Genomic DNA, 23,793 nt, shown 5'->3' with positions numbered 1-23,793 from the left:
TGATGCTTCCATGAATAATTTATCCGTTTTTATCATTTCAGATTCTGTGGGAGAAACTGGTGATCTAGTAACAAAAGCAGCTATCAGTCAATTTAGACCTGGTATGCAGGATACGAAGATACAACGTTTCCCCCATGTGGAAAGTAAAGAACAATTAACTGAAATTGTTCATCTTGCATTAGAGCAGGATGCAATTATTGTTTACACATTAGTAAAAGAAGTTATGCGTGGATTTTTACGCAATATATGCATTGAAAAAGAAATTCCAGCCGTTGACCTTATGGGACCAATTATGGAAATGCTAGGGGAAACACTTCAAATTGAACCTTTGGAAGAGCCAGGATTAGTCCGTAAATTAGATGATGACTATTTTCAAAAAATAGAGGCGATTGAATTTGCAGTAAAATACGACGATGGTCGTGATCCAAGAGGATTACTAAAAGCCGATATCGTATTGATTGGTGTGTCTCGTACTTCTAAAACACCACTTTCGCAATTTTTAGCACATAAACGCTATAAAGTAGCGAATGTCCCACTTGTACCAGAAGTGGAACCGCCAGAAGAATTATTCTTAGTGGATCCGACTAAGTGCTTCGGTCTTGTGATTTCTCCTGAAAAACTAAATAGCATACGCAAAGAACGTTTACTTGCATTAGGATTAAATGATGGTGCTCACTATGCAAAACTTGAACGTATTAATGAAGAAATAGTACATTTTAAAAGTGTAGTTGATCGTATTGGGTGTCAAGTTATTGATGTTACAAACAAAGCTGTTGAAGAAACAGCAAATGATATTATCCATCGTATTCAATCATCACACCAATGATATGAGTGTGGAACCCTCCTTAAGGGGAGGTTTTTTTGTGTTTTATCAACAAAATATCAAAAAAGTGATAGAATTTTCAAGTGAAATGTTTTATAATAAAAAATTGTGGTAAAAATAATTACAAGGATTTTGCCCATACTAGCTTAAATAAAAAATTTTTTGTCGAAAAATGAAGGACTTTATAGTAATTATCTCGAAATCAGTTATGAGCAAAAAAAGATGGTGATGGAATGGCGCAAAAAATACCTGAAGAGATTATTGAACAAATACGTTCAAAAGCGGATATTGTAGACGTTGTTGGCGACTTTGTACAGTTGACAAAACGTGGAAGAAACTATTTTGGATTATGTCCGTTCCACGGGGAGCAAACGCCTTCTTTTTCTGTATCTACAGATAAACAAATATTCCATTGCTTTGGCTGCGGCGCTGGGGGAAGTGCCATTACATTTTTAATGGACATTGAGAATATTTCTTTCCAAGAGGCTACAGCTAAACTTGGTGAACGTGTCGGCATCCATGTCGAAGTTTCATCAACACCGGAACATCATACGCAACCGATTTCTCCAGAAGAAGGACGTATGAAGGATGCCCATGCTTTTGCTGCTGAATATTATCGGCACTTACTTTTAAATACTGAAGAAGGCGAGCAAGGGCTTAACTATTTGCAACAAAGAGGGTTTACAAAAGAGGAAATCGAAACAAATGGAATTGGTTATTCTCTGCCCCATTGGGATTCGTTAACTCAACTTTTAACACGAAAAGGCTTTAGTTTAGAAGAAATGGAACAATGCGGATTAATTATTAAACGAGAGGACGGATCAGGCTATTTTGACCGTTTCAGAAGCCGCGTAATGTTTCCAATTCGGGATGAACAAGGTAAGATTATTGCGTTCTCAGGTCGTATTCTGGATAGTGGAGGCGAAGATGCTAAGTATTTAAATAGCCCAGAATCTCCAATTTTTCATAAGGGACAAGTATTATATAACTTGGACCAAGCTAGACCTATTATTCGAAAAGAACGTAATGTTGTGTTATTTGAAGGTTTTATGGATGTGCTCTCTGCAAAAAGAGCAAGTGTCTTTAACGGGGTTGCAACGATGGGAACTGCCCTTACGATGCAACATATGACAAAGTTAAAGCGTCTTACTGATCATATAATTGTTTGCTATGATGGCGATAAAGCTGGATGGGAAGCTGCAAGAAAAGCTGCTGAAATGTTACACGCAGAAAGAATAAACGTTGAAGTTGCAGTTCTTCCAACAGGTTTAGACCCAGATGAATATATACAGCAATTTGGTCCAGAAGCTTTTAAAGAAAAAGTAATAAGTGAACCGCAAGCATATGTCGCATTTATGCTGATGTATGTAAGACGTAACAAAAATTTTCAATACCAAAATGATATATTGCAATATGTAGATGAGGCTTTGAATTATTTAGTTGAAGGAATTTCACCCATTGAAAAAGAATTATATATCAAACAGATTTCAATGGACACGAATATTTCTGAAGAAACTTTACAACTGCAATTACGTCAAAAGGAAGCACAGATAGCAAAAGGCTCTAAAAGAATTGAGCAACAAGTGCTACCCAAAACTGAACAGCTTACTCTTCAAAAGAAAAAAATCACAGCGACTGATCGTGCGGAAAGATCACTCTTAGCACATATGTTACACAACATTGACGTTGTAGATAGAATTCGCCAAGAAGAGAATGCAAATCCCTTTGTACGGGATGATTATATGGCTATCTATATTCACCTTATTGGATTTTATGAAGAACATCAAAAAGCGGATTATCAACGCTTTGCAGAAGTTATTGGTGATAGAGAGCTACGTAAAATCATTATGGAAGCTGCTCTTGTAGAGCGTGATCCGAATCATGCTGAAGAGGAAATTTCTGACTGCTTGAAACAGGTGAAGAAATTTAGAATCGAACAACAAATACAAGATAAAAACCATGCTATAAAAGAAGCAGAAAAGATGCATGACATGAGAAGTGCATTGCAGCTTTCACAAGAAGTTATTGATTTAAGGAAATCACTATCAAGAGTGTAATTGGATAGTGATTGTTAGAAGGAGGAAACACCTGTGGCGGACAAGTCTAAACGTTCAAACGAAGAAACAGAAGTAAAAGAAATAGATCTGGAACATACTTTAGAAGAAACAAAAAAATTCTTACTAGAAACAGGTAAGAAAAACGGTGAATTATCTTATGCAGAAATTGCAGATAAACTGCAAACCTATGAAATGGAAGCTGATGCAGTAGAAGAATTCATCGAAAAACTTGAAACTAATGGTATCGAATTAGGTGGTAAAGACGGTGATGAAGAAAATTTAGATCGTCTACTTAAAGGTAAAGACCATGAAGAAACGTTTGACTTGAATGATTTAAGTGTTCCACCAGGCGTCAAAATAAATGACCCCGTTCGTATGTATCTAAAAGAAATCGGTAGAGTTGACCTATTAAGTGCAAAAGAAGAGATCGCACTTGCTGAACGTATCGAACAAGGTGACGATGAAGCACGCAAACGATTAGCAGAAGCAAATTTACGTCTTGTAGTTAGTATCGCAAAACGCTATGTTGGCCGTGGTATGTTATTCCTTGATTTAATTCAAGAAGGTAATATGGGTCTAATCAAAGCTGTAGAAAAATTTGATTACCGTAAAGGTTTCAAATTCTCAACTTATGCAACTTGGTGGATTCGCCAAGCGATAACTCGTGCAATTGCTGACCAAGCACGTACGATTCGTATTCCAGTGCATATGGTCGAAACCATAAATAAATTAATTCGTGTTCAACGTCAATTACTTCAAGATTTAGGACGCGAACCAACACCTGAAGAAATCGGTGAAGAAATGGATTTAACACCAGAAAAAGTTCGTGAAATCCTAAAAATCGCTCAAGAACCAGTATCATTGGAAACACCAATTGGTGAAGAAGATGATTCGCATTTGGGAGATTTCATCGAAGACTCAGAAGCTCAATCACCATCAGATCATGCAGCTTATGAACTTTTAAAAGAACAATTAGAAGATGTCTTAGATACACTTACTGATCGTGAAGAAAATGTTCTACGTTTACGTTTCGGTTTAGATGATGGCCGTACGCGTACACTTGAAGAAGTAGGGAAAGTATTTGGTGTCACAAGAGAACGTATTCGTCAAATAGAAGCGAAGGCTCTAAGAAAATTGCGCCACCCATCACGAAGTAAACGTTTAAAAGACTTTCTAGAATAGGATAAAAGACACTCCAATTTGGGGTGTCTTTTTTCGTCGAATAAGGTAAAATTATGGGTGAAAATGGTTTCTAAAGCTGGGGGCGTTTAAGTGAACAGTCAAAAGAAAGAAATTATCCTAAATGAGATCCTATTCTGGAAGAAGAACAAGCTATTACCGGAACACTATTGTGATTTTTTAACAACTTTATATTCTCAAGGGGAAGAAGTAGAGGATTGCACAAAGTTGGAAGTTAACGCATCAAAGTCCATATTATCAGAAAATTCGACAAAGAATAATTTGAAAATGATATTTTTATCAATTGGTACAGCTGTTTTATTAATCACATTATTTGTATTAAAAGCACCATTTGTTCTTATTCCTGTAATATTAAGTATAAGTGTAATTATCGGTCTTTTATTATTTCTTTTTAAATATACACAAAATAAAACAATTATTACTACCTTTTCCTATGCGACAGTAGCGTTGCTGATTTTGGGTGTCTCAATTAAACTCGAAAATCTATTCTCATACGAAAAAACACTAGTACTCTATGGTGTACTAATAGGGAATTGTCTTTTATGGTTGATTTCTGGTAAACTATTGAATTTAATTTATTTTAAAATTTCGGGAGTAGTCGGTTTAATTATTATAATTTTTTACATATTATTCAAGTGAATCAGTTTCATAAATCCATTTTTGGTTATTAAATACGAACATTTCATCACATTGATTCAGTAAGCCGCTCCAGATGGCGCTTTCCGCGGGCGAGCGTTGAGCCTCCTCGGAAGCCGCCTTTGCTCCTGCGGTTACTCGTCGCAGAAAATTCTTTTTGCAGAGCAAAAAGAATTTTCACTGCGGGGTCTCACCTGTCTCGCTTTCTCGCAGGACTATGAATAGACCTCTCTGAATTAACATCGCACGAAGGAAATGCGAATGCATTTTCGAGGACTCGCCATCTTCCGCTTCATAGACAAATTTCTAATTGATATACGGCATATAAAAATAGCCCATTTAATGGTCGTATTTTTTATTAAATCTTTGAATTATGAAATTGATTCATCTATGAGTTCGAAATTCATATCAATTACTTCCTAAGTAAATACCGGAAATGGAAATATTTATGTGTTATTGAGTTGTTTATTTAGAAAATTTTCGCATATTTAACTAGAAAAATAGTTACGAAATTGACTCAGATAAGAAAATTGTAAAATGTTGCAGAAGATGATGAAAGAATTCGTCGATTAAGTTGTTGCACCTGGTACAGTTAACAGAGAACGTACAAACAGATTGTAAAATAAATTTTCTAACAATTATGTAAAATGTGAATAATGGAATTGCTTTTGAAGAAAATTAAGATAAAGAAGGTGCAGATGGTTTTAATCGTAAGGGAAAAATGAGTGGAGTTCATCTACAGGAATTATGTATTCTGCTCATATTTCATTAGGAGGTGCTCCACTCCATTTATTTGGAACGAAAGAACAAAAGGGTAAATTCTAACATTGATTTGTACAGGAGAGACCTTAGAGGGATGATTTTTTTTAACAGAACCTAATACTGGAGGTACTGAGAGAATTGCAATGCTTGCGAATGGTTATATTTAATTAATGAAAGGTACAAATGTAAGCTATTAAAAACATCACATCTTGCATTAAAAGCTATGTGTAGGGAATATTAAGGTGCAAAAGCACATTAGTGCAATATCGGTTGCAAGTCATGGATTTACAGTTCTTGTACCATATAACAAATAGATTTGAATATAGGATGTGCAAGTTTCAAAAGAGTATTTAATGAATAAAGAAGGATTAGGGATTTAACAACTTATTGTATCTAAAATTGAGATGGAATAGCTCGAAACCATCCAAATGCACGAATAGAATTACATGAAAAATTTTAAATTAGAACATTATTTAAGGTAGTAAAAACTGTTATAAAATAGAAAATTTTCACCTAAAGTTGAAAGAATGGTAATAGCAAGATAAATTGGATGTTAATATATCTTTTGTGTCATATTTGTCACAAACCAGGGAAAACTTATTCAGAAGGCCTTTTCGTTTTACCAGTTATGAAGTACAATATTAGTGTTGACTGATTCTATTTATAGAAATAGATTGAACTTATTAGGGAGGGTAATTGATGAAAAAGAATCCTATTATTCCGTATATCTTAATCATGGCATTCGGTCTAGGTTTAATCTTCTTCATGTCTATTGACGGAGCGGATAAAAAAGCCGAAATTGCAAAAGGCGGAAAAGAAGCAAAAACTGAACAAACAGCTGGTAAAGGTGAAACTGCAGGTGCAGCAGATCCAGAAGCAATTGCTAAACAAAAATGTATTTCTTGTCATGGTGATAACCTTAAAGGTAATGTAGGTCCAAACTTACATGGTACAGGTTTATCGGAAGCACAAGTAAAAGATGTTCTTACAAAAGGTAAAGGCACTGGTATGCCAGCTGGACTTGTTTCAGGTGCAGACCTTGATGCTATGGCTAAATATATCTCTGGATTAAAATAATTAATTCTTATATATTTTCCAAACCCTTATCCTCGAATCGGATAAGGGTTTTTCTATGTAAAAGTTAGCCATAGCAGCTAGATTTATGAATTTAACATAAATGAATGGATTCTTTATAACAATATTCTATGCAAAAAGTGATTTTTTTCGTTACAATACTACAAGAAGGAGGGCTATTACTTGAATGCTCAAAAATTATCAAAACGACTAGAAAAAGTAGCATCATTTGTACCACAAAATGCGATTGTTGCTGATATAGGAAGTGATCACGCATACTTACCGTGCTATTTAGTCCTAAACAACCTTGTCACAAGTGCAATTGCTGGTGAAGTTGTAAAAGGCCCTTATGAATCAGCGTGTCATGAAGTACAACAAGAAGGTTTACAAAAACAAATTAATGTACGACTAGCAGATGGCTTACAAGCAATAGAACAAGCAGATCATGTAACTGCCATTACAATTGCAGGTATGGGTGGACCGTTAATCGCATCTATTTTGGAAAAAGATGTAGAACGATTAATCGGTGTAGAACGTCTAATTCTTCAACCGAATATACATGCGATTGCCATACGAGAATGGGCTATTCGCCGTAATTGGAAAATAGTTGATGAAGCAATTTTAAAAGAAGATGACAAAATCTATGAAGTATTAGTGCTTGAACCTGGAGAAGATTCACTAACTGAAGAGCAGCTATTATTAGGTCCTGTTTTAATGAGACAACAAAATGAAGTATTCAAAGAAAAATGGAATCGTGAAATTCAACAATGGCAACATGTATTAAGGGCAATTGAAAAAGCAGAACAATCGGTTGAAATTATTGAAAAAGCGAAAGAATTGCAGCATCGGATTGAAATGGTGAAGGAGGTTTTATAACTATGAAGCAAACAAATGGACAAGAAATTATCCAGCTTTTTGAATCATGGTCTCCGAAGAAAATTGCAGCAATGGATGGGGATCCTATTGGCTTAGCAATTGGAACATTAAATAAGTCTGTTTCAAAAGTATTAGTCACTTTAGATGTAAATGAAGATGTTGTAGATGAAGCAATTGAAAATGGCTGCGAATTAATCATTGCCCATCATCCACCAATTTTTAGCAAATTAGCAAATGTACGTACTGATCTCCCTAAGGGAAAACTAATCGAAAAATGTATCAAGAATGATATCGCCGTCTATTCTGCACATACAAATTTGGATGTAGCAGAAGGTGGGGTAAATGATCTTCTAGCAGAAGCAGTGCAATTGAAAAATTGTGAAGTACTAGTACCAACTTTTTCTGAGAAAATGTATAAGCTAGCAGTTTTCGTTCCTGAAGACCATGCAGATGAGTTACGCCAAGCATTAGCAGGTGCTGGTGCTGGACAAATAGGAGACTATGATTCATGTAGTTACACCATTTCTGGGCAAGGAAGATTTAGAGCATTAAATGGTTCACAGCCTTATACTGGAGAAATCGGGAAATTGCATACTGAAGCTGAAGTGAAAATAGAAGTGGTTGTTGCAGAAACGAATAAAAACAAAGTCTTGCGTGCAATGCTAAACCATCATCCGTATGAAGAACCAGCATATGATTTATATGCTCTAGAAACACCTGCAAAAGAAATGGGTATAGGACGAATTGGTACAGTGGACACTATGACTTTAAAAGAATTTGCTGAACATGTGAAGAAATCATTAAATGTACCAAAAGTAAGAGTTGTTGGTGATTTGAATTCAAAGGTTTCGAAAATTGCTGTCCTTGGTGGTGATGGTAACAAATATATCTATGCTGCAAAACGAGCAGGTGCTGACGTATTTGTAACAGGAGATATGTACTTCCATGTGGCTCAAGATGCGGAAAGTATAGGGTTGCATATTGTTGATCCAGGTCATCATGTTGAAAGTGTGATGAAAGTGGGTGTTGCACTAAAAATGGCAACCCTTTGTAAAGAAAACAAAGTTGAATGTGCATTTATTGCTTCAAAACTTTCAACAGAACCTTTCCAATTTATATAATAATATTGTAAAACAAAAGAGCATCTAATTAGTCTGAAAGGACTAATTAGATGCTCTTTTTGCTATCAAAATAATCATCTTCTTATTAGGTTAAGAAGATGTGAAGTAACTTTCTATTTTTTTGATAAATTATAAGGTAAGATTTTCTCAACAGGTTTTGGTTGTTTTATCTTAGGTAAAATTTTGTCCAGTGTAACTGTACGAGTTAAGTTATGAGTTGTTTGATCATTTGGATCATATTGTTCCAAGAATTTGATAACCTCTTTAACAATTGGCGTTGGGGTAGAAGCACCAGCAGTTACACCGACTTTTTCAATGCCTTCAAGCCATTCTAATTTAAGTTCAGATAAATCTGCAATACGATAAGAATTCGTATGAGCAATTTCTTCAGAAACTTGAGTTAAACGATTAGAGTTATTACTTTTAGGATCACCAACAACAATCAGCAAATCAGCATCACCTGCTTGTTTTGCAACAGCTTCTTGTCGAACTTGAGTTGCTAAGCAGATTTCTTGATGGACTTCAATATTTGGGTATTTTTCTTTCAAATGGTCCATTAAATGAGCAACGTCCCATTGGCTCATTGTTGTTTGATTTGTTACGAGAATTTTATCTCGTGTTAATTGTAATTGATCAACATCTTCAATACTTTGTACTAAAAACACATGGTCTGGAGCAACACCGATTGCTCCTTCTGGTTCGGGATGACCTTTTTTCCCGATATAAACAATATCGTAGCCATGAGATGATTTTTCTTCTATTAAATCATGTGTAACTGTAACATCAGGACATGTTGCATCGATGGCAATTAACCCTTTTTTTCGTGCTAATTCACGTACTTCGGGAGAGACGCCATGAGCAGTGAAAATTACAGTACCTTTATCTACTTTTTCTAAAATTTCTAAGCGGTCTTTACCGTCTAATGTGATGATGCCATCTTGTTCGAATGCATCGGTTACGTGTTTATTGTGAACAATCATACCAAGAATATAGATGGGTCTTGGTAATGTTTTGTCTAAGGCTGCATTGCGTGCGATGACCATAGCATCAACAACGCCGTAGCAGTAACCTCTTGGTGTGATTTTAATGACTTCCATGATTCGAACTCCTTTCAATGCTCGCTACGTATTATTATAACGGACTCAGGAATTGAATACAAAATAATCGTCTAGTTCGTTAAAAAGGGGGTTGGAATATACGAGGAGTTGAAGGGCGAGTTTGTTGTGTAAATTGCTGAGGTTGCTGTGATCGTTGTGATTGCGATTGAGGTTGTTGTTGTTGTTGTCTTCTATTTCTTCCAAGTATATATTTTAAAGGTCCTCTTGGTTCTTTTCCGCCACCTTGAGCAGGGGCTGTTGGCGAGTTCGCATTAGGAATTGACTGGAAGCCTTTATACATCCGGTAAAGTGCAGGCAAATTTTGGAACATAGGAGAGAATTGCTTCACCATAGGAGTGAATTTTTGAGCTGTGTTAAAAAATTGATCAGCTGTGTTTAAATATTGCTCAATCTTAGCAAAGCTTCCAAGAGAGTTTCCTGCACCTCCGGCCGCATTTGCAGCATTCGCCGCATTTGCAGCAGCATTCGCTGCCTCGGCAGCTCTAGCAGCTCTAGCCGCACCACCAAAACCCATATCTCTAGCAAATGCTCTTGCTGATCCCGCAGCATTCCCTGCTGCATCCGCCACTTTTCCTGCATTATTAAAATTAGTTACACCTCTTGCTAACGCTTGAGCGGGACCTGCAAAATTACCTGGTCCTCTAGGGGGAGCTTGAGCGGGACCTGCAAAATTACCTGGTCCTCTAGGGATAGCTTGAGAGAGACCTGTAAAATTGCCTGGGCCCCTAGGGATAGCTTGAGCAGGACCTGCAAAATTACCTGGGCCCCTAGGAATAGCTTGGGCTGCATTAGCAAAATTACCTGGCCCTCTAGGAATAGCTTGAGCGGCATTACCAAAATTACCAAAACCTCTAGGAGTAGCAGGTGGACCACTAGCGACATTACCAAATCTTCCTGGTGAAGGCATTGGCCGCATCATTTGTTGCATAGGATATGGATTAAAACTTCCTTGATAAGGATTACCGTAAGGGAAATAGGATGGGTAAACCATAAGATTCTCCTTTCATTTTTAAAAAAATAAACGAATCAAACAATATAGGAAAAATCGTCACGAGGAATTGACGAATGTTCTATTAATAGATATCATATGCAAATGGTCTACTTAATGTACGAATCGTGTTACAATGAATGTAGTAAGTTAGGAGGGACAATATATGTCCAAATATACAGATTATAATTTCCAGCCCTTTTTACGAGAGGCTATAGAGAAATTAGGCTTTACAGAGCCAACCCCGATTCAAAAAGAAATGATTCCACTAATCCTCAAAGGTAAAAGTGCAATCGGCCAAGCCCACACAGGAACAGGGAAAACACACAGTTTCTTAATCCCAATCGTTGAACGAATCCGACAAGATAAACAAGAGGTACAAGCTGTTATTGCTGCTCCTACTCGTGAGCTTGCATCACAAATTAATATCGAACTTCAAAAGCTAATTGAAGGAACAGATATTCACTCAAAATTATTTATCGGAGGAACGGACAAGCAACGTTCTATCGACAAACTAAAAACACAACCACAAATTGTCGTTGGTACACCAGGACGAATTCGTGATTTAGTTAAAGAACAAGCGTTACTTGTGCATACAGCTTCAATGCTCGTTATAGACGAGGCAGATCTTGCATTTGATATGGGCTTTATCGAAGATATTGATCAATTTGCATCACAAATGCCTGAAAATCTTGAAATGTATGTGTTCTCAGCAACAATTCCAGAAAGCTTACAACCTTTCTTGAAAAAATATATGACATCACCAATCCATGTACATATGGATGATAAACGCCCTGTTGCAGAAAACATTGATTTCTATTTAATTCCAACACGTAGTAAATCAAAAAATAGTAAATTACTTGAAACAATGAATACTATTAATCCTTACCTAGCAATTATTTTTACGAATACACGTAAACAAGCTGATTATGTTGCTGATTTCCTTTCAAATAATGGACATCGTGTTGGACGTATCCATGGTGATTTAACACCACGTGATCGTAAAAAAATGATGAAACAAATTCGTGACCTAGAATTCCAATACATCGTTGCAACAGACCTAGCTGCTCGTGGTATTGATATTCCAGGGGTTAGCCATGTTATTAACTACGAATTACCACAAGATCTTGAATTCTTCATTCACCGTGTTGGTCGTACAGCACGTGCGGGTAATAAGGGTGTTGCGATCACAATTTTCGAACCTTCTGATGAAGATGCAATTGCACGCGTAGAAAAAATGGGTATTCCATTTGTTGCAAAAGACATCAAAAATGGCGAGATCGTTGAAATGAAAGAACGCCATGCACGTGAAAAACGTGAGAAAAAATCAGATGAAATCGACCGTATTGCAAAATCAAAAGTACGTAAGCCGAAAAAAGTAAAACCAGGATACAAGCGTAATATGCGTTGGGAAATGGAAGAAATTAAGAAGAAAGAACGTAAAAAACGTCGCCGCCAACGCTAAAAGGAGGATATACCCATATGTTAATTGGTTCTCATGTATCGATGAGTGGTAAGAAGATGCTCCTTGCTTCAAGTGAGGAAGCAGCTTCTTATGGTGCTTCTACCTTTATGATTTATACAGGAGCGCCTCAAAATACCCGTCGTAAACCTATTGAAGAATTGAACATCGAGGCAGGACTTCTGCATATGCAACAGCACGGTTTATCGAATATCGTCGTTCATGCTCCGTATATCATTAATCTTGCGAACACTACCAAACCTGAAGTATTTGCGCTTGGTGTGGAATTCTTGCAAAAAGAAATCGAACGTACTTCGGCAATTGGTGCTACGCAAATCGTATTACACCCTGGAGCTCATGTAGGTGCTGGTGCTGATGTTGGAATCGCGAAAATTATTGAGGGCTTAAATGAAGTACTATCTGCCGATTACCCAGTTCAAATTGCATTAGAAACAATGGCTGGTAAAGGTTCAGAATGTGGCCGTACATTCGAAGAATTAGCGAAAATTATTGATGGTGTTACAAATAATGAACGCCTATCTGTATGCTATGACACTTGCCATACTCATGATGCAGGGTACGATATTATTAATGATTTTGATGGTGTATTAGAACATTTTGATAAAGTCATTGGAGTCGATCGTATTAAAGTACTGCATATCAATGATAGTAAAAATGTTTGTGGTGCAGCAAAAGACCGTCACGAAAACATTGGATTTGGCCATATTGGCTTTGATGCTCTACATCGTATTGTACACCATGATGCCTTTACAGGAATTCCTAAAATCCTTGAAACACCATGGGTAGGAACAGACGCTAAAAACAAAAAAGCACCATATGCATACGAAATTGAAATGTTCCGATCAGGAAAATATACGCCAGAGAATATCGACGCATTACGCGGAGAATAAACAAATCGTACTATTTAGCTACCTAACTGTTGAGTTAAAAATACAACAGAAGGTAGCTTTTTTATTAGGCTCTTTTAGATATTTATAAAAAATCAAAAGGATCAAATGGTCCTTTTTCTTCTCTAATAAATCTAGCTATTATCTATGCCCATCTATACGTGCTTGTATATATCCGTAATAAGCACAGGTTCCATTTTTAGATAAGTCTTTTACTTCAAAACTACATCAAAAAACAGAATGAGATTTCTTGCTGAATTAAAAGAAAAATAGGATAATTTATACAAAGATGATAGCTTTTAAAACTATGGATAGAAAGGAGTCTATAATGAAACAACTTTGGTATGGTGGAACTATTTATACAATGGAAAAGGAAAATGAAACCGTTGAAGCGATACTTGTTGAAGGTGGTAAAATTATTGCAGTCGGTTCAATTGATGAATTAAAAGAACAAGCAGATGATCAAATTGATTTGAAAGGTGCTACGATGTATCCAGGCTTCGTGGATAGCCATCTTCATATGATTTTCCAAGGCGAAAAATTAATTCGACTAGATTTAACAAAAGCTAATTCTGCTGAAGAGATGTTAGAAATGGTGAAAGAAGCAGCGAAGACAGCATCCCCTGATCAATGGTTATTTGGTGAAGGATGGAATGAAAATAACTTCACTGATAAACGTATCCCAACAAAAGAAGAATTGGATGCCGTTCGTGAAGAACCGATTCTATTAACGAGAATTTGCCATCATGTAGTATTAGGCAATACAGCAACGCTTGCAGCAGGCGGAATTACAGAACAAAGCATATCTCCCGCAGGCGGTGAAATTGGAAGAGCAAAAGATGGTAAGCTAAATGGATTGCTATATGATAAAGCTTCAGAACTTGTGACTGCAGCAATCCCAAGAGAAGGGGAGGCATATATTGATTCATTGACAGAAGAACTAAATCTAACTGTAGATAATATGCTGTCATATGGCTTAACTGGCGGACATACAGAGGAAATGTATTATTTCGGTGAATTTATGAATCCGTTAACTGCATATCGTCGTGTCATTGGTGAAAAGCATCATTTCAGAGTCAACTTACTGCGTCATAATGCTGTATTTGAAGAAATGATGGACGCCAATATAGAGTTTGATGAACCTTTTATTGAACCGGGCGCAATGAAAATATTTGCAGACGGTGCTTTAGGTGGTTCAACAGCTGCGCTTTCAGAACCATATGCAGATAATCCTGAAAATAGTGGATTACTTATTCAAACTGATGAAGAACTAGAAAACCTTGTGAAAATGGCACGTAAATATGATGAAGTAATTGCTGTACATATGATCGGTGACGCTGGTACAGAACAAATTTTGAATGTCATCGAAAAATACCCAGCACCTGCAGGTAAACGAGATCGCTTAATCCATGTTTCTGTCTTACGTAAAGACTTAATAGAAAGAATAGCAAAATTACCAGTTGTTGTAGACGCACAACCAGCATTCGTACCATCTGATTTTCCTTGGATTATTGATCGCCTTGGTGAAAATCGCTTAGACTTTGTTTATCCTTGGAAAACGCTTTTAGACAGTGGCGTAATGTGTGCTGCAGGAACAGATGCACCAATTGAAGACATCAATCCACTTCAATCTATTTATGCAGCGGTAGAACGTAAAAAGCCATATGCAGACAATGATGGCTATGTACCTGAACAAAAAGTGACTCGTTTTGAAGCTATTCGTATGTATACAGTCGGCAGTGCACAAGCCATTTGCAAAGAACATGAACGTGGCTTGATTAAATCAGGATATGTTGCTGACTTTTCAATTTTCGACCGTGATTTATTTGAAGGAACATCAGAGGACATGCTTGAAGCAAAAGCTGTGAAGACCGTTGTCGCGGGACGCGTAGTATTTGATCGTGCTGATGCATAGCCAAAAATAAATTGCTACCTAAGAACATAGATTGGCTTGGCAAACAGTAGTTTGCTAAGTCTATTTGTTTTTGTTTAAGTATGAAACTGCGGTTATATAAAATGTCGGATATTTTACTTGTTTAGGAAAAATTTAGTGTGCGAAAAGCTATGTATTATTTGAAGAATAGGAGAGTATATGAAACATTTAAACATATTATTAGAAAAATATTTGGAACCACCATTAGTAATAACAAAAGGTTCACAGCAAGGATGGACTTCAACTGTATTTGAAGTTAGGAATACTGAAGGCTCATATATTTTGAAAATATGTGAAGAGCCAAAATATAAAGATTGGCTTAGAAAAGAAGCAAAAGTTTTAGAGATGGCCAGAGAAAGCTATAGGAATGTTGTTCCTAAGTTGATTGCATTTCTCTATGACAAAGGCCAGGCATATTTGCTAATGTCCAAAATACCTGGCAATAGTCTTACTCAAGCAATAAAGTTGGACGAAAATGATAAAGAGAAGTTTCAATTGATAGAAAGCTTTGGTACATTTTTATGCCAGTTACATGAACAACCAATCTCAAGTTATGATGTATCTCAGAATTGGTTAGATACTCAATTACAACAAGCTAAATTCTATGCTGAAAAAGGAATATGCGATGGTTCATTAGATCTTTTGCAGGAGCTTTATAATAATCGACCAAAATCAGTGCCACAAACGATGATTCATGGTGATTGCACGACTGATAATGTTATGGTTTATAAGGGTAAAGTTATGTCTTTTATCGATGTTGGTTTTATGACAATCGGTGATCCACGTTATGATGAAGCGCTGGCTATACGAAAATTCACAGAACAAGAAAAAGTGGCATTTTATAAAGGTTATCCACGATATAAAATTCATGATACAGAATTTACCTATTTCAATGGTGGGTTATATGAATTTTTTTAATCCATATTTTTGCGAAATGTAGAGACTAGAAAAGGAAGCCATGTAGCATCAGATCAATTTATCTAAGTTTGCGATAAATTAGATAGTTTTTGTTGGAAATTGATACATGAAACAGACAATATAATTTGTAGAAAAGAAAGATACATCTCCGTTAATATTTAATTAAGTATTTAGAATATTAAGAGTCTAAATAACTAATTGGGCAATGGAGGGTATGGTATGTATAATGGCAAAGAGTATTTAGAAAGTTTAAATGATGGCCGAGTTGTATATTTAAATGGTGAAAAAATCAAAAATGTTGTAGAACATCCAGCATACAGAAATTCAGCACGTTCGATTGCAAGACTCTATGATGCGCTTCATGATCCTGAAAAGTCAGCTACTTTAACAACGGAAACTGAATTTGGTTTCCGTACCCATAAATTTTTTAAAGCCTCAACTAGCGTGAAAGAACTAATTGGAGCACGGGATGCTATGGCAGAATGGGCACGATTAAGTTATGGTTTTATGGGTAGAACTCCCGATTATAAAGCTGCTTTTACGGGTTCACTTGGACCTTATGCTGATTTTTATAAAGGATTCGAAAACAATGCAAGAAGATGGTACCGTAAAGCACAAGAAGAATTACCTTTTTGTAACCATACTATTATAAATCCACAATTAGATCGTCATAAACCTTTACATGAAAACAAAGAAGTATTTGTCCGAGCTGTTGCAGAAAAAGATGATGGTATTATTGTAAGCGGTGCCAAAATGGTTGGTACTTCAGCTGCATTAACTCATTATAATTTTGTTGCAAACTATTCTCCGCAAGATCTTGGGGGTGGTGATCAAAGCCATGCACTTATTTTCTTTGTACCAATGAATGCCCCTGGTTTAAAGGTAATTAGTCGTCAGTCCTATGAAGAAATGGCAGTGAAATCAGGCACACCGTTTGATTATCCTTTATCAAGTCGATTTGACGAGAACGATGCAGTTATAGTTCTTGATAACGTATTTATTCCTTGGGAAGATGTATTGGCGTATAAAAATGTTGATATTGCCAATGGATTCCGCCCGAAAACGGGTTGGGTAAACCGGTATACATTCCAGGGGTGTACCCGTTTTGCAGTAAAACTTGATTTTATGGTTGGACTGTTATTAAAAGCAACTGAACTGGCTGGGACGAATACGTTTCGAGGTGTTCAAGCAAATATTGGTGAAGTAATTTCATACCGCAATATGTTTTGGGCGATTTCTACTGCTATGGCAACTCAGCCTGAAGAAGCTCCAAATGGATATTTACTTCCAAACTCAACTTATGCAACAGCATACCGTACATTTGCACCTGTTGTCTGGCCGAAGATCAAACAAATTTTCGAGCAAGTCGTGGCTGGAGGATTAATTCAATTACCTTCTAGTTCAAAAGATTTCTTGAACCCAGAACTTCGACCATACTTAGACCAATACTATAAAGGTTCAGGTGGAGCTAGTGCAGAAGAACGTGTCAAAGTTTTAAAATTGGTGTGGGATGCGATTGGCACAGAATTTGGTGGGCGAAACGAATTATACGAAATTAACTACGCTGGAAATCAAGAAGGCATTCGATTAGATGCATTAAAAATGGCTGATGCTTCAGGTCAAACAGCAGCATATAAAAGCTTTGTTGACCAAGCATTAAATGATTATGATTTGAATGGATGGACAAATGAGACTTGGATTAACAATTACAACACCGAAAAATTACCGCTATAGTAAATTTGAGAAAGCTAACAATTAAAAAAACATTTTATCGTCTCAAAAATATGTAATCCCGAGTAGTATTTCATTGCTATTCGGGTTTTTTATTTGAAAATAGGAGTAGCTCATTTTGATCTAAATAGATAACTTAGATTAATGCTAAAATATTTAAATATGGTAGAATTAAATCAGAAAATTCTGTGTTCATGGAGGAATAAGATGAATAATAGCCCGTTTTCATGGATAAAAGAGTATACGGATGGTGAAGGGCGGATTGTCTTAGAAGGCGAGCGGATGATTGTCACATCTTCGATTATTTTTGGTATTCTTCGAAAAGAATTAATCGAAAATATTTCAAAAGAGCGGATGAAGGGATTCCTTATTCGGTATGGATGGAATCTAGGGCAAAGTGATGCCAATAAAGCAATGAAAAAGAAATATTCTTCTTTTGAAGATTTACTTAGCCAAGGCCCCCACATGCATCTATTACGTGGATTTACATTAGCACAGCGTTCCAAATTGGACATTGGCTATTCAGATGATCAAAAAGTAGAAACGATACATGTAGAAGGAAGATGGATTGCTTCTTATGAAGCGGAGGAACATTTAACTCAGTTTGGACTGTCAGATTTACCTGTTTGCTACACTTTAATTGGTTATGCTAGTGGTTATTATTCTACGATATGCAATAAAAAAGTCTTGTTTAAAGAAGTTAACTGTATAGCAAAAGGGGATAGTGAATGTTCTTATGTCGGTAAAACGCTTGAGCAATGGGGAGTTGCTATTTTGAGTGAGCTTCCGTATTTTGAAGAGGCAACAATCGTCCAAGAGTTACACTCCACCTATGATCAGCTTTTAGATGAACGAAATAATTTATCGAAGGCGATTTCAATACATAATCGTTTAACAAATGAATTAGCAGCAGAAGGAGAATTACAGTCTATCGTAAATATTGTTTATGAAGAATTGAAGTTACCAATGATGATTGAAGATATGTATGGAAATATAATGTATACAGTGGGTGTCTCTAATTTATTCATGGAGATTGATTATTTAACGATAACCAAGGCTTTACGAGATAGAAAAAGTCATTTTGGATCATCTCAAAAGAAAATTAAAATTGATGGTGAAATTTACTATTGTCTATGTATTCCAATTATTATTAAACAACGGAGTTACGGCAATTGCTTTTTAATATATGAAAAAGGACAAAAGATTTCAAAAATTGATCAAGTGATATTAGAAAATGCTGCAACAATTTGTTCCATCTATTTACTCAACGAAAAAAACGCATTTGAAGCAACTGAACGGGTAAAGGGGTATTTTCTTAATCAAATTCTTGACAGTAACTTTTCGAAAGAGCACGAAATTATTCAAAAAGGCAATTATATTCAAATGAATTTAAAGCTACCATATTATATTATTGTTCTTACATATAGAAACAAACATAATGATTTCGACGAAGAACTTATGCTTTCTGAACAAATTTTTGAAGAGGTTATTCAATTTACTAAATCCATGAATGATATTTTAATAGGGAAAAGGGAAGGGAAATTAGTATTATTCATACAAGAGAATCAAATGAAAATAATAAAATCTGAGTGTATTAAACTTTTAAAGCATTTAAACAAACATTTCAGACATAATTATTTTTCAATTGGTATTAGTTCTCAGGGATTAAACATCGAGCAAGCATCCATTCACTTTGATGAAGCACTCATATCCTTACAAATGGCACATATTAATGAATCGCTTGTACTTTTTGATGAACTCGGGATTGTTGGACTTATGCTCCATAGTGACAATAAGGACATGATTAAATTAAAAGCAAAACAGACGTTAGGACAACTATTATACAAAAACAATTTGAAAAGTGAATTATTATATACTCTCTATGTATTTTTAAAAAATGGCGGGAATTTAGAAAATACACGGATGAAATTATCTTTGTCAATGAGTGGTTTACGTTATCGATTAGAGAAAATAGAATTATTAGTTGGACAAGATTTGCGGGATCCAACTGTAAATTATCAGCTTTTATTAAGTTTACAAGTGCTAATTGCTAGTGGAGATATTTCATTATAGAACGAAAGTAAATGTAGTTTAAAAATTTTTTATGGGGGTATTTAAATGGAGCTAAATATATATACAGATCAGCACAATAAATTAATTGAAGATTACAAATTAGCAGAAGACCAGCTGAGATTTACTGGTACTCCAAAAGAATGTATTGAACAATCAAAGAATGACGAAGAGCGCTCTTCCATTTTAGCAATTGAACAAGAACAATTAGTCACATTCTTTGTTCTTCACAAAAATGAAGGTGTCAAACCATATAGCCAAAATCCTAATGCAATATTATTAAGAGCTTTTTCAACTGATGCTAGACAACAGGGAAAAGGCTATGCCAAAAAAGCTTTGCAACTATTACCACAGTTTGTCAAAAATAATTTTTCTGGTATTAATGAAATTGTATTAGCGGTTAATGTTGCAAATGTAGCAGCGCAATCTTTATATAAGAAATGCGGATTTGTCGATGAAGGGGTAAGAACTATGGGTGAAAAAGGCGAACTAATTATAATGAGCTATTATTTATAGGATGAATGGAGGAAGGTTGATGAAACAAATCATAGCAATGGGTGGCGGTGGATTTTCAATGGAGCCTGAAAATCCTTTGTTAGATCAATATATACTAAGTCAATCGAAGAAAGAGAGCCCTAAAATATGTTTTATACCAACAGCAAGTGGAGACTCTGAAAATTATATTAAGAGGTTTTATGATTTTTTTAGAAAGCAAAATTGTATTCCTTCACACCTATCGTTATTTAATCCACCAACTAGAGACTTAGAAAATTATTTACTTGAAAAAGATATTATTTATGTAGGAGGAGGAAGTACCAAAAATTTACTAGCACTTTGGAAAGATTGGGGGATAGATCAAATCTTACGAAAAGCTTGGAACCAAGGCATCATTTTAGCTGGCATTAGTGCAGGTTCCATTTGTTGGTTTGAAGAAGGGGTAACAGATTCATTTGGGGATGGGCTCGAACCAATACAATGTTTAGGTTTTCTAAAAGGGAGTAATTGTCCTCACTATGATGGAGAAGAGGATAGAAGACTCTCTTATCAAGATCTAATTGGAACAAGTAGGATGAGACCGGGCATAGCAGCTGATGATGGTGTTGCGATTCACTATTTCGATCAAGATATTAAAGAGATTGTTAGTTCAAGACCAGCTGCAGGGGCTTATAGGGTGACTTTTGAAAATAATGTGATGGAAGAGTCACTTCCTGTGAGGTATTTATGATGAAATCAATATCTGTTGATTGGGATGGTCAAAAAGTAAATTTAACCTGGATACCTAAATATCTATTGCGAAATCAAGATATCATTACAAGTGTCCATGCAATTTGTATTCAAAATGATAAAGTATTACTCTCTAAAATAAAAAATAGAGGATTTAACTACCCTGGTGGTCATATTGAAAAAGGCGAATCACCAGAAGAAGCACTACATCGAGAGGTCTATGAAGAAGCCTATGTCAAAGGGGATATTACTTATTTAGGGTCTATAGAAGTTAATCATAAAGAAAATCCGTATTTTGATACCTATGGTAAATATCCAATTGTTGGATATCAGGTGTTTTACAGAATGGATATCAAAACTTGTGATTCATTTTTAAGGGAAAATGAGGCAGAAACTCGTATTTGGGTAGAACCTTCAGAAATTCCTTTTGTAATCGACGATCATGAGATAGCATCAGTCATTCTTGAAAATGCTTTATCTGATGTTAAATGATTTATTCTTACTGATTGAAATATATCGCTATTAAAGGGGGATCTATCATATCAAAAGAGAGCATTCTAAAACATTATAAAGAATCTATGGAATTTGTAAAAAGCATTAATTCTAAATCTGTTATAACATGGCATACTTCTGTCGCAGAGGGCAAATGGTCTACCTGTGAAATAATTGGTCACTTAATCCCTTGGGACCGATTTGTCATTGAAAAGAGATTACCTTATTTATTCATTGAAAATAAGGAGTTAGAAAGCCCAAATGTACAAGAAATGAATAGTCGTGCGGCTCTAGAAAGTAAAGGAAAGAAGAAAGAGGAAGTTATCGAGGAATTCTTAGAAGAAAGATGTAATTTAATAAGAAAACTTAATAATTTGTCACAAGAAGTATATAATCAAACTTTCACATTTGGTAAAAGCAATTTGACGTTAGCTTCATATTTTGATGGTCTGATTGAACATGACCTGCATCATTTTCAGCAAATTCAAGATTTCTTAAATTATTTTGAAGAAGACACAATAGAAAAAAATTTGTAGGGAAGAGACAAGATGAAGACACTAGGATGTTTGCACGCGCATTATTCAAATATACACTACATAGAAAAAGCCCTTTCAGAATATCCAATTACTCTTCAACATTTTGTAGATCCTGGATTAATGGTGCGAATTACAAATGATCCCACCTTCAAACCTGAAGAATCTAAGAAAAAGGTAATGGAACAAGTCGATTGGATAGTAGCAAGCGGAGTAGATGCTATAGTTATTACATGTACAAACTATATTGCCATATTAGATGATACAATTAAGTGGAGTATTCCTATCATTAAAATTGACGAACCGTTTTTTAAAGCTTTTTCACAGTTACCTTCCCCACAAACCCTGGTTTTTACAAATCCTAAAACTGTTGAGGGAACAACCGGAAGACTTAATCACTACTTACATCGACTAAATAAACCTATTGACTATTGTATAGAAATGATACCGAATGCATTTGAATATTTGATGAATGGCAATATCAAAGAACATCATGAAATAGTTGTTAAGAAATTAACTGAATTTAAAAATAATAACACTGACTTTGTAGCTATTGCTCAGCTATCAATGGTAGAAGCCGTGAAAAATACTCAAACGGGAATATTAAATCCATTAGATCCTTTAATAGATGAAATTCTCGTACAGTTGCATATTTCAAAATTAAAGTAAGAATGTAAATCCCTTAATCTCACTGGAGGTTAAGGGATTTTGTGTTTGATATCGCGTTAAAAACATCATGATAGTTTAAGGGGAATTACGGTGCTATTATAACTTAAATAATTTTAGTTTCGGATTTTAATTTATGTGAGATTCGTGAAGCGGCCATTGAGGCATTCTAAAAAAGTGTCAAAGATTTAACTGTTTTTGGTCATAACTTTTAATGGAAATGAATATATAGAGGAGCGTAGAGTATTTTGGAATCTCGAATTTGTAAAATGTAGGAATTTATAATAATCAGGAAATCTCGTGTACAAAAACAATCACAACGAAAAGATTCTAATGGGTTATTAAGCGTTATGAAATTATGAAAATAGTAGCGTAATATAGATTTTTTTGTCTTTTTAGAGAAAAAATAATACATGTTATAGATTTTAGTTTGTGAGAATGATATATTTTAATTGTAATATATGTGCTAATTTTCGGAAAAATCTATTATTTAACTAAATTGATGCGTTTTATGCATAGGGAGTGATTTACGGATGGGGAGATATTTATGTCAAAGCAATCTGTAAAGGAACGTATTCTTGAAACAGCTTTAGATTTATTTCAACAAAAAGGGTATCACGGTGTATCCGTTGATGAAATTGTTGAAAAAGCAGGAACATCAAAAGGCGGGTTTTACCATAACTTTAAATCAAAAGATGCCCTCCTATACGAAATTCATGATGTGTTTATTTCATTTGTTTTAAAACAAACAAAAGTAGCGTATGACAAGTACGATAACCCGATTGAAAAAGTGTGTGCAATGTTGTATGCATTTACAAATGTATTTGATGTATACAATCGGCATATTACCGTATTTTATGATGAAGGAACCTATTTACCACCTACCTATAAATTAATCATTAAAGAAAAACGTACTGAATATCGTAAGCTGATTGAACAAGTGATTGAAGATGGTAAGTTGAGTGGGGACTTTCGAGAAGAAATTTCTGTAACAATTACGGCAATGGCGATTATAGGATTAGTGAACTGGACATATAAATGGTACAAGCAAAACGGTCCGTTAACTATGGAGCAAATTACATTGCATTTTAATGATTTAATACTTAGAGGAATTGTGACAGATAAAGGTTATGAAGAAGCCTTATCATATCAACATTTACTCAGCTAGTGTGAGCAAGCTAAATAGGAACTGCTTTTTTTA

22 protein-coding genes and 1 pseudogene are annotated in these 23,793 nt (G+C 35.3%); 20 read left to right on the top strand and 3 right to left on the bottom strand.

All coding sequences use genetic code 11. The features are described 5' to 3' along the window. Nucleotides 1-10: 10 nt before the first annotated feature. The 8 genes from Q8X41_RS05945 to Q8X41_RS05910 all read left to right on the top strand — a co-directional run bounded on the left by Q8X41_RS05945 (nt 11) and on the right by Q8X41_RS05910 (nt 8,549). Nucleotides 11-826, top strand: coding sequence for a pyruvate, water dikinase regulatory protein (locus tag Q8X41_RS05945; RefSeq protein WP_397539334.1), 816 nt, complete (start codon nt 11-13; stop codon nt 824-826). Between the two features lie 230 nt (nt 827-1,056). Then, the gene (gene dnaG / locus Q8X41_RS05940) at nt 1,057-2,880 is read left to right on the top strand and encodes a DNA primase (RefSeq protein WP_397539333.1); all 1,824 of its coding nucleotides are present in this window, start codon (nt 1,057-1,059) and stop codon (nt 2,878-2,880) included. A 33-nt stretch (nt 2,881-2,913) separates the two neighbouring features. After that, nucleotides 2,914-4,062: an RNA polymerase sigma factor RpoD gene (gene rpoD, locus Q8X41_RS05935; RefSeq protein WP_397539332.1), complete on the top strand. Its 1,149-nt coding sequence runs from the start codon at nt 2,914-2,916 to the stop codon at nt 4,060-4,062. A 90-nt stretch (nt 4,063-4,152) separates the two neighbouring features. Continuing rightward, complete coding sequence (locus Q8X41_RS05930) at nt 4,153-4,719, top strand: hypothetical protein (protein WP_397539331.1); 567 nt, start codon at nt 4,153-4,155, stop codon at nt 4,717-4,719. Between the two features lie 744 nt (nt 4,720-5,463). Next, a complete protein-coding gene (locus Q8X41_RS05925; protein ID WP_397540207.1) occupies nt 5,464-5,541 on the top strand; it encodes a hypothetical protein in 78 nt (25 codons plus the stop codon). Between the two features lie 636 nt (nt 5,542-6,177). After that, entirely contained in the window at nt 6,178-6,555 is a 378-nt protein-coding gene (cccA, locus tag Q8X41_RS05920) for a cytochrome c550 (protein ID WP_397539330.1), read from the top strand. A gap of 180 nt (nt 6,556-6,735) precedes the next feature. Beyond that, nucleotides 6,736-7,428 carry a tRNA (adenine(22)-N(1))-methyltransferase gene (locus tag Q8X41_RS05915; protein ID WP_397539329.1) on the top strand — a complete coding sequence of 231 codons (693 nt, stop codon included), beginning with the start codon at nt 6,736-6,738 and terminating at the stop codon, nt 7,426-7,428. 2 nt (nt 7,429-7,430) lie between these two features. Continuing rightward, nucleotides 7,431-8,549, top strand: coding sequence for a Nif3-like dinuclear metal center hexameric protein (locus Q8X41_RS05910; RefSeq protein ID WP_397539328.1), 1,119 nt, complete (start codon nt 7,431-7,433; stop codon nt 8,547-8,549). A 113-nt stretch (nt 8,550-8,662) separates the two neighbouring features. On the opposite strand, the gene Q8X41_RS05905 is transcribed toward Q8X41_RS05910, so the two are convergent. Together Q8X41_RS05905 and vrrA are read right to left on the bottom strand one after the other, a co-directional pair. Further along, nucleotides 8,663-9,646, bottom strand: a complete 984-nt coding sequence (locus Q8X41_RS05905) for a 4-hydroxy-3-methylbut-2-enyl diphosphate reductase (protein WP_397539327.1) — start codon at nt 9,644-9,646, stop codon at nt 8,663-8,665. Nucleotides 9,647-9,725: 79 nt separating this feature from the next. Further along, a complete protein-coding gene (gene vrrA / locus Q8X41_RS05900; protein WP_397539326.1) occupies nt 9,726-10,658 on the bottom strand; it encodes a VrrA/YqfQ family protein in 933 nt (310 codons plus the stop codon). Nucleotides 10,659-10,821: 163 nt separating this feature from the next. Here vrrA and Q8X41_RS05895 point away from each other — a divergent pair, with 163 nt between their 5' ends. Both Q8X41_RS05895 and Q8X41_RS05890 read left to right on the top strand, forming a co-directional pair. Next, on the top strand, nt 10,822-12,120 hold the full coding sequence (locus Q8X41_RS05895; RefSeq protein ID WP_397539325.1) for a DEAD/DEAH box helicase: 1,299 nt from the start codon (nt 10,822-10,824) through the stop codon (nt 12,118-12,120). A 17-nt stretch (nt 12,121-12,137) separates the two neighbouring features. After that, nucleotides 12,138-13,028 carry a deoxyribonuclease IV gene (locus tag Q8X41_RS05890; RefSeq protein ID WP_397539324.1) on the top strand — a complete coding sequence of 297 codons (891 nt, stop codon included), beginning with the start codon at nt 12,138-12,140 and terminating at the stop codon, nt 13,026-13,028. 138 nt (nt 13,029-13,166) lie between these two features. Here Q8X41_RS05890 and Q8X41_RS05885 read toward each other — a convergent pair. Further along, nucleotides 13,167-13,253: pseudogene (locus tag Q8X41_RS05885) on the bottom strand (N-acetyltransferase); the annotation flags it as partial. A gap of 100 nt (nt 13,254-13,353) precedes the next feature. Between Q8X41_RS05885 and Q8X41_RS05880 the strand changes: the two are divergent. From Q8X41_RS05880 to Q8X41_RS05835, 10 genes are all read left to right on the top strand, one after another. Beyond that, nucleotides 13,354-14,940 (top strand): amidohydrolase, encoded by a 1,587-nt coding sequence (locus Q8X41_RS05880; RefSeq protein WP_397539323.1) that lies wholly within the window; start codon nt 13,354-13,356, stop codon nt 14,938-14,940. 177 nt (nt 14,941-15,117) lie between these two features. Next, on the top strand, nt 15,118-15,876 hold the full coding sequence (locus tag Q8X41_RS05875; RefSeq protein ID WP_397539322.1) for an aminoglycoside phosphotransferase family protein: 759 nt from the start codon (nt 15,118-15,120) through the stop codon (nt 15,874-15,876). 219 nt (nt 15,877-16,095) lie between these two features. Beyond that, nucleotides 16,096-17,610, top strand: coding sequence for a 4-hydroxyphenylacetate 3-hydroxylase family protein (locus Q8X41_RS05870; protein ID WP_397539321.1), 1,515 nt, complete (start codon nt 16,096-16,098; stop codon nt 17,608-17,610). A gap of 204 nt (nt 17,611-17,814) precedes the next feature. Beyond that, a complete protein-coding gene (locus tag Q8X41_RS05865; protein WP_397539320.1) occupies nt 17,815-19,680 on the top strand; it encodes a XylR N-terminal domain-containing protein in 1,866 nt (621 codons plus the stop codon). A gap of 45 nt (nt 19,681-19,725) precedes the next feature. After that, entirely contained in the window at nt 19,726-20,193 is a 468-nt protein-coding gene (locus Q8X41_RS05860; protein WP_397539319.1) for a GNAT family N-acetyltransferase, read from the top strand. 19 nt (nt 20,194-20,212) lie between these two features. Further along, nucleotides 20,213-20,902: a Type 1 glutamine amidotransferase-like domain-containing protein gene (locus Q8X41_RS05855; RefSeq protein WP_397539318.1), complete on the top strand. Its 690-nt coding sequence runs from the start codon at nt 20,213-20,215 to the stop codon at nt 20,900-20,902. Next, nucleotides 20,899-21,393, top strand: coding sequence for an NUDIX hydrolase (locus Q8X41_RS05850; RefSeq protein ID WP_397539317.1), 495 nt, complete (start codon nt 20,899-20,901; stop codon nt 21,391-21,393). The genes Q8X41_RS05855 and Q8X41_RS05850 overlap by 4 nt, the downstream gene beginning before the upstream one ends. An 86-nt stretch (nt 21,394-21,479) precedes the next feature. Next, nucleotides 21,480-21,929 (top strand): DinB family protein, encoded by a 450-nt coding sequence (locus tag Q8X41_RS05845; RefSeq protein ID WP_397539316.1) that lies wholly within the window; start codon nt 21,480-21,482, stop codon nt 21,927-21,929. A 12-nt stretch (nt 21,930-21,941) separates the two neighbouring features. Continuing rightward, nucleotides 21,942-22,595 (top strand): hypothetical protein, encoded by a 654-nt coding sequence (locus Q8X41_RS05840; RefSeq protein ID WP_397539315.1) that lies wholly within the window; start codon nt 21,942-21,944, stop codon nt 22,593-22,595. 544 nt (nt 22,596-23,139) lie between these two features. Continuing rightward, nucleotides 23,140-23,760, top strand: a complete 621-nt coding sequence (locus Q8X41_RS05835) for a TetR/AcrR family transcriptional regulator (protein WP_397539314.1) — start codon at nt 23,140-23,142, stop codon at nt 23,758-23,760. Nucleotides 23,761-23,793: the final 33 nt, after the last annotated feature.

This window comes from Rummeliibacillus pycnus (genome assembly GCF_044359855.1).
GTDB classification, from domain to species: domain Bacteria; phylum Bacillota; class Bacilli; order Bacillales_A; family Planococcaceae; genus Rummeliibacillus; species Rummeliibacillus pycnus_A.
The sequence above is the reverse complement of the archived record's forward strand: the minus strand, read 5'-3'. Positions and strand labels throughout refer to the sequence as shown.

What these genes read in the sequence shown, in the direction of transcription:
- Q8X41_RS05945 (WP_397539334.1), top strand. Translation starts at nt 11, where the DNA reads ATGAATAATTTATCCGTTTTTATCATTTCAGATTCTGTGGGAGAAACT.
- dnaG (WP_397539333.1), top strand. Translation starts at nt 1,057, where the DNA reads ATGGCGCAAAAAATACCTGAAGAGATTATTGAACAAATACGTTCAAAA.
- Q8X41_RS05925 (WP_397540207.1), top strand. Translation starts at nt 5,464, where the DNA reads ATGTATTCTGCTCATATTTCATTAGGAGGTGCTCCACTCCATTTATTT.
- cccA (WP_397539330.1), top strand. Translation starts at nt 6,178, where the DNA reads ATGAAAAAGAATCCTATTATTCCGTATATCTTAATCATGGCATTCGGT.
- Q8X41_RS05910 (WP_397539328.1), top strand. Translation starts at nt 7,431, where the DNA reads ATGAAGCAAACAAATGGACAAGAAATTATCCAGCTTTTTGAATCATGG.
- Q8X41_RS05905 (WP_397539327.1), bottom strand. Translation starts at nt 9,646, where the DNA reads ATGGAAGTCATTAAAATCACACCAAGAGGTTACTGCTACGGCGTTGTT.
- vrrA (WP_397539326.1), bottom strand. Translation starts at nt 10,658, where the DNA reads ATGGTTTACCCATCCTATTTCCCTTACGGTAATCCTTATCAAGGAAGT.
- Q8X41_RS05895 (WP_397539325.1), top strand. Translation starts at nt 10,822, where the DNA reads ATGTCCAAATATACAGATTATAATTTCCAGCCCTTTTTACGAGAGGCT.
- Q8X41_RS05890 (WP_397539324.1), top strand. Translation starts at nt 12,138, where the DNA reads ATGTTAATTGGTTCTCATGTATCGATGAGTGGTAAGAAGATGCTCCTT.
- Q8X41_RS05880 (WP_397539323.1), top strand. Translation starts at nt 13,354, where the DNA reads ATGAAACAACTTTGGTATGGTGGAACTATTTATACAATGGAAAAGGAA.
- Q8X41_RS05875 (WP_397539322.1), top strand. Translation starts at nt 15,118, where the DNA reads ATGAAACATTTAAACATATTATTAGAAAAATATTTGGAACCACCATTA.
- Q8X41_RS05870 (WP_397539321.1), top strand. Translation starts at nt 16,096, where the DNA reads ATGTATAATGGCAAAGAGTATTTAGAAAGTTTAAATGATGGCCGAGTT.
- Q8X41_RS05865 (WP_397539320.1), top strand. Translation starts at nt 17,815, where the DNA reads ATGAATAATAGCCCGTTTTCATGGATAAAAGAGTATACGGATGGTGAA.
- Q8X41_RS05860 (WP_397539319.1), top strand. Translation starts at nt 19,726, where the DNA reads ATGGAGCTAAATATATATACAGATCAGCACAATAAATTAATTGAAGAT.
- Q8X41_RS05855 (WP_397539318.1), top strand. Translation starts at nt 20,213, where the DNA reads ATGAAACAAATCATAGCAATGGGTGGCGGTGGATTTTCAATGGAGCCT.
- Q8X41_RS05850 (WP_397539317.1), top strand. Translation starts at nt 20,899, where the DNA reads ATGATGAAATCAATATCTGTTGATTGGGATGGTCAAAAAGTAAATTTA.
- Q8X41_RS05845 (WP_397539316.1), top strand. Translation starts at nt 21,480, where the DNA reads ATGGAATTTGTAAAAAGCATTAATTCTAAATCTGTTATAACATGGCAT.
- Q8X41_RS05840 (WP_397539315.1), top strand. Translation starts at nt 21,942, where the DNA reads ATGAAGACACTAGGATGTTTGCACGCGCATTATTCAAATATACACTAC.
- Q8X41_RS05835 (WP_397539314.1), top strand. Translation starts at nt 23,140, where the DNA reads ATGTCAAAGCAATCTGTAAAGGAACGTATTCTTGAAACAGCTTTAGAT.